This is a genomic window from Pseudomonas sp. AK-TSAG1-1 (genome assembly GCF_056821665.1).
Genome location: NZ_CM165965.1, coordinates 451,244 through 463,283, shown reverse-complemented (window position 1 = coordinate 463,283; position 12,040 = coordinate 451,244). Strand labels below are relative to the sequence as shown.

9 protein-coding genes are annotated in these 12,040 nt (G+C 61.7%); all 9 read right to left on the bottom strand.

Annotated elements, in window-relative coordinates; genetic code table 11:
- Window positions 1-213 precede the first annotated feature (213 nt).
- On the bottom strand, window positions 214-1,017 hold the full coding sequence (hutG, locus tag AC1UK9_RS02060; RefSeq protein WP_482579192.1) for an N-formylglutamate deformylase: 804 nt from the start codon (window positions 1,015-1,017) through the stop codon (window positions 214-216).
- A 10-nt stretch (window positions 1,018-1,027) separates the two neighbouring features.
- Complete coding sequence (gene hutI, locus AC1UK9_RS02055; protein WP_025110301.1) at window positions 1,028-2,233, bottom strand: imidazolonepropionase; 1,206 nt, start codon at window positions 2,231-2,233, stop codon at window positions 1,028-1,030.
- A 100-nt stretch (window positions 2,234-2,333) separates the two neighbouring features.
- Entirely contained in the window at window positions 2,334-3,866 is a 1,533-nt protein-coding gene (hutH, locus tag AC1UK9_RS02050) for a histidine ammonia-lyase (RefSeq protein WP_482579189.1), read from the bottom strand.
- A gap of 116 nt (window positions 3,867-3,982) precedes the next feature.
- Window positions 3,983-5,506 carry a histidine ammonia-lyase gene (gene hutH / locus AC1UK9_RS02045; protein WP_482579187.1) on the bottom strand — a complete coding sequence of 508 codons (1,524 nt, stop codon included), beginning with the start codon at window positions 5,504-5,506 and terminating at the stop codon, window positions 3,983-3,985.
- Between the two features lie 163 nt (window positions 5,507-5,669).
- Window positions 5,670-6,500, bottom strand: a complete 831-nt coding sequence (locus AC1UK9_RS02040) for a quaternary amine ABC transporter ATP-binding protein (RefSeq protein ID WP_049827999.1) — start codon at window positions 6,498-6,500, stop codon at window positions 5,670-5,672.
- Window positions 6,497-7,348 carry an ABC transporter permease gene (locus AC1UK9_RS02035; protein ID WP_027611284.1) on the bottom strand — a complete coding sequence of 284 codons (852 nt, stop codon included), beginning with the start codon at window positions 7,346-7,348 and terminating at the stop codon, window positions 6,497-6,499. The genes AC1UK9_RS02040 and AC1UK9_RS02035 overlap by 4 nt, the downstream gene beginning before the upstream one ends.
- A gap of 70 nt (window positions 7,349-7,418) precedes the next feature.
- On the bottom strand, window positions 7,419-8,387 hold the full coding sequence (locus tag AC1UK9_RS02030; protein ID WP_473014226.1) for an ABC transporter substrate-binding protein: 969 nt from the start codon (window positions 8,385-8,387) through the stop codon (window positions 7,419-7,421).
- A 69-nt stretch (window positions 8,388-8,456) separates the two neighbouring features.
- A complete protein-coding gene (locus AC1UK9_RS02025; RefSeq protein ID WP_473014225.1) occupies window positions 8,457-9,929 on the bottom strand; it encodes a purine-cytosine permease family protein in 1,473 nt (490 codons plus the stop codon).
- Window positions 9,930-10,104: 175 nt separating this feature from the next.
- Entirely contained in the window at window positions 10,105-11,793 is a 1,689-nt protein-coding gene (gene hutU, locus AC1UK9_RS02020; protein ID WP_482579183.1) for a urocanate hydratase, read from the bottom strand.
- Window positions 11,794-12,040 lie beyond the last annotated feature (247 nt).

Below are 12,040 nucleotides of genomic sequence, written 5' to 3'. Positions count from 1 at the left end.
TGTCTGTGCACCGTGGCCGCAACATTACGCAGGCGACGAGAGGGAAAGATGAACTGTGGCGACCGGGACTTGCACAGCGGCGACCCTGTTGGAACGCGGAACCTGTGAAAACCCAAGCCCTTGTGGGAGCGGGCTTGCTCGCGAAGGGGTCGTGTCAGTCACCCTTTGAGGCTGACCCATCGCCTTCGCAAGCAAGCCCGCTGCCACCATTGGTCAGGCGGTATAGCGGGATTTGCCCCACGCGAGGAACCCTTGCAACAACTCCTTCAACACCACCCGCGTCGGCTCCGCCAGATCGGCGCGGTAGCGGAACGGTTCGAACTCTTCCATGTAGGTGCACTGGCCCAGCTCCAGTTGCACGGCGTGGATGTTCTCGGCCGGGTTGCCGTAATGGCGGGTGATGTGGCCGCCCTTGAAGCGTCCGTTGAGCACGTGGCTGTAATTGCCGTGGCGCGCACAGATGGCTTCCAGTTGCGTCGCAAGCTGCGGATCGCAACTGGCACCGTTGAAGGTACCGAGGTTGAAGTCCGGCAGTTTGCCGTCGAACAGGTGCGGGATGATCGAGCGAATCGAGTGCGCGTCGAACAACAGCGCGTAACCGAATTCAGCCTTCAAGCGCGCCAGTTCTTGCTGCAAGGTGCGGTGATACGGCGTCCAGACCTGTTCCAGATAGGTCGCACGTTCTGCTTTCGAGGGCTCGTGTCCCTCGCGAAACAGAGGAATGCCATCGAACAGCGTTGCCGGGTACAGGCCGGTGGTGGCGCCGACGTACAACGGCTTGTCGTCGGACGGACGGTTCAGGTCGATGACGAACCGCGAGTACTCGGCAGCCAGGGTACTGGCGCCCAGTTCCTCGGCAAAATCGTAGAGCTGCGGTATGTGCCAGTCGGTGTCCGGCAGGCTTTTCGCGTCCGGGATCAGCCCGGCCTCCACCGCAGGTGTCAGGCGCACGCCGGCATGCGGCATGCTGATCAGCAGTGGCACGCGACCTTGTTTGAAACTCAGAACCTTATCCACAACCGCCCTCCTAGAGACTTGATTCAACGCCGTGACGCACGACGCGTTTGTCCAGATCACCACCGAGCCAGTAAGCCAGGTCCGCCGGACGATCGATGTGCCAGGCGACGAAATCCGCCACCTTGCCGACTTCCAGCGAGCCATGAGTGTCGGCCATGCCCAGCGCTTGCGCGGCATGAATGGTCGCACCGGCCAGGGCTTCTTCCGGAGTCATGCGGAAACAGGTGCAGGCCATGTTCAGCATCAGGCGCAACGACAGCGCCGGTGAGGTACCGGGGTTGAGGTCGCTGGCGATGGCGATTTTCACCTTGTGTTTGCGCAAGGCGTCCATCGGCGGCAACTGGGTTTCGCGCAGAAAGTAGAACGCGCCCGGCAACAGCACGGCGACGGTGTCGGATTTGGCCATGGCGATGGCGTCGTCTTCGTCCATGAACTCCAGATGATCGGCGGACAAAGCCTTGTAGCGCGCGGCAAGACTGGAGCCATGCAGTGACGATAATTGCTCGGCGTGCAGCTTCACCGGCAGACCGAGTTTTTGCGCAGTGATGAACACCCGCTCGACCTGCTCCGGCGAGAACGCCAGGTATTCGCAGAACGCATCCACGGCATCGACCAGCCCTTCGGCAGCCAGCGACGGAAGCATTTCAGCGCAGATGTGATCGATGTAAGCGTCAGCGCGATCCTTGTATTCCGGCGGCAACGCGTGGGCGGCCAGACAGGTGCTGCGCACGCTGATCGGCAGCTCGTTGGCGAGACGACGAATGACCCGCAGGATCTTGCGTTCGCTGGCCAGGTCCAGACCGTAGCCGGACTTCATTTCGACCGTGGTCACGCCGTCGCGCATCAGGCTTTTCAGGCGCTTGGCGGCGCTGGCGAACAGCTCGTCTTCAGTCGCTTCACGGGTGGCGCGTACCGTGCTGGCGATGCCGCCGCCCTGCGCGGCGATCTCGGCGTAGCTGACGCCTTGCAGACGTTTCTCGAATTCGCCGCTGCGGTTGCCGCCAAACACCGTGTGGGTGTGGCAGTCGATCAGGCCGGGGGTGACCCACGCGCCTTGCAGGTCGTTGACCGCCGGGTATTCGCCGGAGGGCAATTGATTACGCGGGCCGATCCACTCGATGTGTGCACCGGACGTCACGATGGCCGCATCCTCGATGATCGAGTAGACGCCCTGCGCCATGGTTGCGACGTGGCAGTGTTGCCAGAGGGTTTTCATCCCAAGTCCTCGTCTTGTTCAAAATCGATTCGCGAGCAGGCTCGTTCCCACAGAGGTACGCATTCCAACTGTGGGAGCAGGCTTGCTCGCGAAGAGGCCATCACAGGCTAGGCAAAAGCTTGCCTGGAACCAGCTCGGTCAGACACCGCGAAGCCAACAACTCAGTCGCTGCATTGATGTCCGGGGCAAAGAACCGATCCTTCTCGTAGAACGGCACTTCGCGACGCAAAATCGCCCGGGCCTGTTCCAGTTTGGTCGAGGTCTTCAGACCGTTGCGCAGGTCCAGGCCCTGCACTGCCGCCAGCCATTCCACCGCGAGAATGCCGCGGGTGTTTTCGGCCATTTCCCACAGCCGCTTGCCGGCCGCCGGGGCCATCGACACGTGGTCTTCCTGGTTGGCCGAGGTCGGCAGGCTGTCCACCGAGTGCGGATGGGACAGTGCCTTGTTCTCGCTGGCCAGTGCCGCCGCGGTCACCTGGGCAATCATGAAACCGGAGTTCACGCCGCCATTGGCCACCAGGAACGGCGGCAGTTGCGACATGTGCTTGTCCATCATCAGCGAGATGCGACGTTCGCTCAGGGAACCGATTTCAGCGATGGCCAGCGCCATGTTGTCAGCGGCCATGGCCACTGGTTCGGCGTGGAAGTTGCCGCCGGAAATCACATCGCCTTCAGCGGCGAACACCAGCGGGTTATCGGACACGGCGTTGGCTTCGACCACCAGCACTTCAGCGGCCTGACGGAACTGGGTCAGGCAGGCGCCCATGACTTGCGGCTGGCAGCGCAGCGAGTACGGGTCCTGGACCTTTTCGCAGTTCTGGTGCGAATCGGAGACTTCGCTGCGCTCGCCGAGCAGATCGCGGTAAGCGGCAGCAGTGTCGATCTGGCCTTTCTGACCACGGGCAGCGTGGATGCGCGCGTCGAACGGCGAGCGCGAGCCCAAAACGGCTTCAACAGTCAGGCCGCCCAGCGCCAGCGCGCCGGCAAACAGGTCTTCACCTTCAAACAGGCCGCGCAGGGCGAATGCGGTGGACACCTGCGTGCCGTTGAGCAGCGCCAGACCTTCCTTCGCAGCCAGTGTCAGCGGGGTCAGGCCGGCGACTTTCAGCGCTTCGGTCGCTTCCATCCACTCGCCCTTGTAACGCGCCTTGCCTTCGCCCAGCAGCACCAGCGACATGTGCGCCAGCGGTGCGAGGTCGCCGGACGCGCCGACCGAACCTTTCAACGGAATGTGCGGGTAAACCTCGGCGTTGATCAGGGCGATCAGCGCGTCGATCACCACACGACGAATGCCGGAGAAACCACGGCTCAGGCTGTTGACCTTGAGCACCATGATCAAACGCACCAGCTCATCGCTGATCGGCTGGCCGACGCCGGCAGCGTGGGACAGCACCAGCGAACGCTGGAGGTTTTCCAGGTCTTCGCTGGCGATGCGGGTCGAGGCCAGCAGGCCGAAACCGGTGTTGATGCCGTAGGCGGTGCGGTTCTCGGCAAGGATCTGCTCGACGCAGGCGACGCTGGCTTCGATCTGCGCGGCGGCGCTGTTATCGAGGCTCAGCTTGACCGGTTGCTGGTAGACGTCACGCAGTTGCGCCAGGCTCAGTTGGCCGGGAATCAGGTTCAGCGCAGTCATTAAAATGCTCCTGTTTAGGCATTGTTATTAACTACCAGTCGCTCCGGAGCATTCCGTTATCCGTCGTTTCTCGTCTTGTGGACGATCCGCGCCTTGGCACGCTGGTATGGGTATTGTCAGTGCAGATTCGGTAACACGTTGTGCAGCGAATTCGAGTCTTTCAAAACGCTCGCGGCGGCGGCGATATCCGGCGCCAGCCAGCGATCCCGATCGTAAGCCGGGACGGTTTCGCGCAGCAGGCGCCACGCCCGGTCAGTGCCCGCGCCAAAGCGCTGCTCCTTGAGGAATTCAAAGGCCTGCGCCGCCAGCAGGTACTCGATGGCGAGGATCTGCGTGCAGTTTTCAAGGGCACGGTGCAGCTTCAGCGCGGCGCTGGTGCCCATGCTCAGGTGGTCTTCCTGCAGGCCCGAGGTGACGTAGTTGTCGAGCACGGCTGGTTGCGCCAGCTGGCGGTTTTCCGCACACAGCGAGGCGGCGACGTATTGCACGATCATCATCCCCGAGTTCACCCCCGGGTTGGCCACCAGAAAAGCTGGCAGACCGCTGACATGCGGATTCACCAGACGATCGAGACGACGCTCGGCGATCGAGCCGATTTCAGCCATGGCAATCGCCAGTACGTCCGCCGCCATTGCCACGGATTGGCCGTGCGGATTGGCCTGCGACATCACCCGGAAGCTATCTGGTGTGCCCAGCAGCAGCGGGTTGTCGGTGCAGCCGTTGAGTTCGGCTTCGACCTGCTTGATCGCGTGATCCAGTTGATCGCGCGCCGCGCCATGCACCTGCGGGATCGAGCGGATGCTCAGCGCATCCTGAGTGCGAATGCCTTTGCTCGCCGCGATCACTTCACTGCCATCGAGCAATGCGCGCAGATTGCTGCCGACCTGCTGCATGCCCGGATGCGGTTTGAGCGCGATGATTTCGGCGTCGAATGCGGCGATCTGGCCGCGCTGGGCTTCGAAGCTCATCGCGCCGATCACATCGGCCCATTGCACCAGCCGCGTCGCATCGGCAATCGCCAGACAGCTGAGGCCGGTCATGCACGGTGTGCCGTTGACCAGGCACAAACCATCTTTCGCACCGAGTTGCACCGGTTGCAGACCCACTTCGGCCAGCGCCTGTCGCGCCGAGGTGATTTGTCCGCGATAGCTGACATTACCCACACCCAGCAACGCGATGCCGATGTGCGCCATGTGGGTCAGGTAACCCACCGAGCCCTGCGACGGAACCTGCGGGGTGATGCCGCGATTGAGCAACGCCAGCAGCCCTTCGACCACGCGGCGATGAATGCCGGATTTGCCGTGGCTGTAGTTGTGGATCGCGGCGCAGATGATCGCGCGGGTCTGCTCATCGGGCAGCACCGGGCCGACGCCGCAGGCGTGGCTGAGCAAGGTGTTGCGCGACAACTGGCTGAGTTGTTCGTCTTTGAGCGAGACGTTGGACAGACCACCCAGACCGGTGTTGACGCCATAAGCACGCTCGCCGCTTTCGACGATGCGCTGGACGATGCCCTGAGCATTTTCGATGCGTGCCCAGGTCTGGGCCGACAGCTCGAGCTGCGCGCCGTGACGGGCTACCGCGACCACATCCTGCCAACGCATCGGGGCGTCGGCGATAACGATTTTTTCAGCCTGGGACATCATTGACCTCTTACCCGAATATTGATGCAGCTCTGCCGACGCCTTCGCGAGCAAGCCCGCTCCCACATTGGATCTGTGCCGAACACAAATTTTAAATACACCAACTATCCAATGTGGGAGCGGGCTTGCTCGCGAAAAAGTCGGCACAAACGCCGCGAATCTCTTAAACCACCGCCGCCCGCCGCTGCACGAATCGGTCGACATACTCATCCGCCGGCGAATGCAGGATCTCGCGCGGCGTGCCGACCTGAATCAGGCGCCCGTCCTTGAGAATCGCGATGCGGTTGCCGATGCGCACGGCCTCGTCGAGGTCGTGGGTGATGAAGACGATGGTCTTGTGCAGGGTCTTTTGCAGCTCCAGCAACTGGTCCTGCATCTCGGCGCGGATCAGCGGATCCAGCGCACTGAACGCTTCGTCCATCAGGATGATGTCGGTGTCTGCCGCCAGTGCCCGGGCCAGGCCCACACGCTGACGCATGCCGCCAGAGAGCTGGTGCGGATATTTGTTTTCGTAGCCCTTGAGGCCGACGGTGTTGATCCAGTGCAACGCACGTTCGGCGCACATCTGCTTGCTCTCGCCGCGCACTTTCAGGCCGTAGGCGACGTTCTCCTGCACGGTCTTGTGCGGCAGCAGGCCGAAGCTCTGGAACACCATGCTGATCTTGTGCCGGCGAAATTCGCGCAAGGCGTCCATGTCGTATTGCAGGATGTCCACGCCATCGACCAGGATCGCACCGCTGGTCGGGTCGATCAGGCGATTGAAGTGACGCACAAGGGTCGATTTGCCGGAGCCGGACAGGCCCATGATCACGAAGATCTCACCGGTACCGATGCTCAGCGACAGGTCGTTGACCCCGACCACGCAACCGGTCTCGTTCAGCACCTGATCCTTGGTCTTGCCCTGGCCGACCATCGCCAGTGCGTCCTTGGCGCGGTTGCCGAAAATCTTGAAGACGTTTTTGACTTCGATCTTGCTCACGGTTGCGTTGCTCATTTGCTCACCTCATGCCGTGGCCGACCGTACGCCTGAGTAATGCGGTCGATGACCACTGCGAGAATCACGATCGCCAGACCGGCTTCGAGGCCGCGTCCGACGTTGAGGGTCTGAATCCCCACCAACACATCTTCACCCAGACCGCGGGCGCCGATCATCGAGGCGATCACCACCATCGACAGGGCCATCATGGTGGTCTGGTTGATCCCGGCCATGATGCTTGGCAAGGCCAGCGGCAGTTGCACGCCGAACAGTTGCTGCCAGCGGTTGGCACCGAACGCGTTGATCGCTTCCATGACTTCGCCGTCGACCTGGCGAATACCCAGATCGGTCAGGCGTATCAGCGGTGGCGCGGCGTAAATGACGGTGGCGAAAATCGCCGGGACCTTGCCCAGGCCGAACAGCATCAGCACCGGAATCAGGTACACGAAGCTGGGCATGGTCTGCATGATGTCGAGCAGCGGCATCAGCACCGAACGCAGGCGATTGCTGCGTGCCGAGAGAATCCCCAGCGGAATGCCGATCAGCACCGAAATGATCGTCGCGACCATCATCAGCGCCAGGGTCTGCATGAGCTTGTCCCACAGGCCGACAGCACCCACCAGGAACAGCAGACCGACGATAACGGCGGTGGTCAGCACTTTGCGCGTGGCGTGCCAGGCCACGACGCCGACGATCGCCAGCATCAACCACCACGGCGCTGCACGCAGCAGGCCTTCGAGGTTGACGATGGCCCATAGCAGGGTGTCCGAGATGTGGCGGAACACATCACCGTAGTTGGTGACCAGCGAATCGACCCAACCGTTGACCCAGTCGGCGATGGAAAAGGTAAAGCTTTCGGGAAACATAAGAGACTCTCAATCAAGGGGTTGCGATCAAGCACCCGGCTGCCGTTGCCGACAGCCGGAGAAGCTCAACCTACAAGGCCGCGTCGATTTTCTTGGCTGCGTCGTCGCTCACCCATGCGTGCCAGACTTCAGGATGTTCCTTGAGGAAGATTTTCGCCAGTTTTGGCGACTCGATACGTTCCTTCGCCATGCGTCCCAGGTTCTGGTTCAGCAGGTCGATCGGCAGGTTGACCTTCTCCAGCACGGCCACCAGCTCCGGGGCTTGCTCGTGGAAAGTTTTCGACAGGCCGACCTTGATGCTCACGGTCTTGTCGACGCCTGGTTTCTCTTCGAGTTTGACCGCGTCGATCTGGCCCATCAGCGGGGTTGGCGACCAGTAGTAGAACAGGATCGGCTCACCACGCTTGTAGCTCGACAGTACCGCCGCATCCAGCGCAGGGCCGGTGCCCGGGCGGAAGTTGGTGTAGGTGTTTTCCAGACCGTAGCTTTTGAGCATTTCGCTGTTGTCCAGCTCACAGGTCCAGCCGGCCGGGCAGTTGTAGAAACGGCCCTTGGACGGCTCTTCAGCGTCTTTGAAAATGGCCGCGTATTTGCCCAGGTCGGCAATGTTTTTCAGCTCTGGCGCTTTCGGCTCAAGCTTGCGCTTGGCGTCGCCTTCGATCACGTAGCGCGGCACGTACCAGCCTTCGACCGCGCCGACGATCGGCGCACCGACACCGACGACCTTGCCGGCCTTCTCGGCCTTGTTCCAGACCTCGCTGCGGCCGACCCATTCTTCGGCGAACACTTGAATATCGTTGCTGCTCAGGGCGTTCTCCATGGTGATGGAGTTGCCCGGCAGGCTGTCGGTCTTGCAGTCGTAACCTTTCTCCAGCACCACTTGCAGCACGTCGGTCAGCAGCATGGCGCTTTCCCAGTTCAGCCCGGCGAATTTCACCGGTTTGCCCGATTCGCACCAGCCGGCGGCTTGCGTCGCACCGGCACTGGCCAACAGGCCCATGGACAGCAGTGTGGTCAGCAGGGTCTTGTTCGATTTCATTGTTGTGACGCTCCTAATCATGAGTTGGCTTACGGCAGTCAAGAGGCATCCAGCCCTGTCCACGTCCAATCAGGCCTGCGCCGCAGCGCGACCGGCCCCACTTGCTTTAGGTTGTACAACGCTGTTCTGCTCGACCGGCAGAATCAGTTGATCGGGCACCGAGCCGTGCCATTTTTTTGCGCACACGTAATACAGGGCGGCAGGCAGCACCAGACCGATGATCCAGGAGATGTCCACGTCACCGAGGGCCGCTACGAGCGGGCCGGTATAGAACTTGGTGGAGATGAACGGCAGCTGCACCAGCACGCCGAACACATAGACGCTGATCCCGAGCAGGTTCCAGCGGCCATAACGACCATTCGGGTCGGCCAGCGCCGGTACGTCATAGCGCTCACGGGTGATGCAGTAGTAGTCCACCAGGTTGATCGCGCTCCACGGCGTGAAGAACGCCAGCAGGAACAGGATGAAGGACTTGAACGCACCGAGGAACGAGTGCTGGCCGAGCAGCGCGATCAGGGTCGCCGCACTGACGATCCCCAGTACGAACACCAGGCGCTGCATGCGCGAGACCGTCAGGTGGCCACGAAAACCGCTGATGATGGTGGCGATGCACATGAAGCTGCCGTAGGAGTTCAGCGTCGAGATGGTCACCTTGCCGAAGGCGATGCTGAAGTACAGCAGCGCCGCGGTGGCACCGGTGCCGCCCAGCCCTACGATGTAAGCCACTTCATGCCCGGCGAACTGGCCGTTGGCCGAAGCCGCCGCGAACACGCCAAGAACCATCGCCACCTGGGCACCGATGACCGAGCCTGCGCCAGCGGCGAAGAAGGTTTTCACCGAGGAAATCTTGCTTGGCAGGTAGCGCGAATAGTCAGCCACATACGGGCCAAAGGCGATCTGCCAGGACGCTGCGAGCGACACGGCCAGCAAGAAGCTGCTCCAGCTGAAGTGGCGGATCTGCAACAGCGCGCCCACATCAACCTGGCTCAGCAGACGACTGAACAGGTAAACGAAAGCGATCACGCCGATGACGCTGGCAACGCGGCCAATCCAATGGATCACCCGGTAACCGAGCACCGTGACCACCACGATGACACTGGCGAAAAGAAGGATGCCGACAGTGTCGCTGACGCCGAACAACTGGCCCAGCGCCTGACCCGACAACACCGTACCGGTCGCGGTGAAACCGAGGTACATCAGGCACACCAGTACGATCGGTATCGCTGCACCATAAACCCCGAACTGCACGCGGCTGGAGATCATCTGCGGCAGGCCCAGCTTCGGCCCTTGCGCCGCGTGCAGCGCCATGACGCCGCCGCCCAGCAGTTGACCGATCAACAGACCGATCAACGACCAGAACACATCACCGCCCAGCACCACGGCCAAAGCCCCGGTGACAATCGCGGTGATTTGCAGGTTGGCACCCATCCACAGGGTGAACTGACTGAATAGACGACCGTGTCTTTCCGCTTCCGGGATGTAGTCGATCGAACGCCTTTCGATCAACGGTTTGTTGCCTGCACGATCGGGGTTAACAGCCATGATTCAACCTCTGTGGATTGTTATTCGAGTTCACTGAGCGTCTTGCGCGGGCTGCTGTTGGTGGGGGCGGGCTTGCTCGCGAAGGGGTCGACACATTCAAAACATGTGCTGACTGATCCAACGCATTCGTGAGCAAGCCCACTCCCACCAACAGCAATTCCCACGACTTTTGCGTTTATTTACCGGTAATCATTGGCAGGTTCAGGCCCTGCTCCCTGGCGCAGTCGATGGCGATCTGGTAACCGGCATCGGCGTGGCGCATGACGCCGGTGGCCGGGTCGTTGTGCAGCACGCGCGCAATACGCTCGGCCGCTTCGTCAGTACCGTCGCAGACAATCACCATGCCCGAGTGCTGCGAGAAGCCCATGCCCACGCCACCGCCGTGGTGCAGCGAGACCCAGGTCGCGCCGCTCGCGGTGTTCAGCAGGGCGTTGAGCAGTGGCCAGTCGGAGACGGCATCGGAGCCGTCCTGCATCGATTCGGTTTCGCGGTTCGGGCTGGAGACCGAGCCGGAGTCGAGGTGGTCGCGACCGATCACGATCGGCGCCGACAGCTCGCCGCTGCGGACCATTTCGTTGAATGCCAGACCAAGCTTGGCGCGCAGGCCCAGGCCGACCCAGCAGATACGTGCCGGCAAACCCTGGAAGCTGATGCGCTCGCGGGCCATGTCCAGCCAGTTGTGCAGGTGGGCGTCGTCCGGGATCAGTTCCTTGACCTTGGCGTCGGTCTTGTAGATGTCCTGCGGATCACCCGACAGCGCCGCCCAGCGGAACGGGCCGATGCCACGGCAGAACAGCGGACGGATGTAGGCCGGGACGAAACCCGGGAAGTCGAAAGCGTTCTCGACGCCCTCTTCCTGGGCCATCTGACGGATGTTGTTGCCGTAGTCGAAGGTCGGGATGCCTTGTTTCTGGAAATCCAGCATGGCTTTGACGTGCACCGCCATCGACTGCTTGGCGGCTTTGATCACGGCGGCCGGTTCGGTCTTGGCGCGGGCGCGGTATTCGTCCCAGGTCCAGCCCGCCGGCAGGTAGCCGTTGAGTGGGTCGTGGGCGCTGGTCTGGTCGGTGACCATGTCCGGGCGCACGCCACGCTTGACCAGTTCCGGCAGGATTTCTGCGGCGTTACCCAGCAGCGCGATGGAGATCGCCTTGCCTTCTTGGGTGTATTTGGCGATACGCGCCAGAGCGTCGTCGAGGTCTTTGGCCTGCTCGTCGACGTAGCGGCTTTTCAGGCGGAAATCGATGCTCACCTGCTGGCATTCGATGTTCAGCGAGCAGGCACCGGCCAATGTTGCAGCCAGTGGCTGGGCGCCGCCCATGCCGCCGAGGCCGGCAGTCAGCACCCATTTGCCGGTGAGGTTGTCGTTGTAGTGCTGGCGACCGGCTTCAACGAAGGTTTCGTAGGTGCCCTGGACGATGCCCTGGCTGCCGATGTAGATCCAGCTGCCAGCGGTCATCTGGCCGTACATGGCCAGGCCTTTGGCGTCGAGTTCGTTGAAGTGTTCCCAACTCGCCCAGTGCGGCACCAGGTTGGAGTTGGCGATCAGCACGCGTGGGGCGTTGGCGTGGGTCTTGAACACGCCTACCGGCTTGCCGGATTGCACCAGCAGGGTCTCGTCGTCGTTCAGATGGGTCAGGCTTTCGACGATCTTGTCGTAGCACTCCCAGTTGCGCGCCGCGCGACCGATACCACCGTAAACCACCAGCTCTTTCGGGTTCTCGGCCACTTCCGGGTCGAGGTTGTTCATCAGCATGCGCAGCGGCGCTTCGGTCAGCCAGCTCTTGGCGGTCAGCGTGTTGCCGCGCGATGCACGAATTTCGACGTCACGATACTTCGTAGGTTTCTGGGTATTGTCAGTCACGAAAAAGACTCCTCAGCGATCAATTCAAACCAACCCTGGCGGTGGGCAAGCGGCTTGTGCACCCCTTGGCGCGACAAGCGAATCAGGGACGCTGCGGAGAACCTCTGACGACTCATACGCATACGTCTTTACTTGTACATACAAGCATATGCAATCGCGCGGCCAACTTGTTGAAGAGCGCTCCGGGATAAATTGCGGGCAGGGCTGAAGACCGCCTGACACAAGGGTTGTGGCGCTGATGAAATTT

Bases quoted from the DNA above. Each gene is read 5' to 3' on its own strand.
- hutH (WP_482579189.1), bottom strand. From the start codon at position 3,866: ATGACTGCGCTGAACCTGATTCCCGGCCAACTGAGCCTGGCGCAACTG.
- AC1UK9_RS02040 (WP_049827999.1), bottom strand. From the start codon at position 6,500: ATGAGCAACGCAACCGTGAGCAAGATCGAAGTCAAAAACGTCTTCAAG.
- hutH (WP_482579187.1), bottom strand. From the start codon at position 5,506: ATGTCCCAGGCTGAAAAAATCGTTATCGCCGACGCCCCGATGCGTTGG.
- AC1UK9_RS02025 (WP_473014225.1), bottom strand. From the start codon at position 9,929: ATGGCTGTTAACCCCGATCGTGCAGGCAACAAACCGTTGATCGAAAGG.
- AC1UK9_RS02030 (WP_473014226.1), bottom strand. From the start codon at position 8,387: ATGAAATCGAACAAGACCCTGCTGACCACACTGCTGTCCATGGGCCTG.
- AC1UK9_RS02035 (WP_027611284.1), bottom strand. From the start codon at position 7,348: ATGTTTCCCGAAAGCTTTACCTTTTCCATCGCCGACTGGGTCAACGGT.
- hutI (WP_025110301.1), bottom strand. From the start codon at position 2,233: ATGAAAACCCTCTGGCAACACTGCCACGTCGCAACCATGGCGCAGGGC.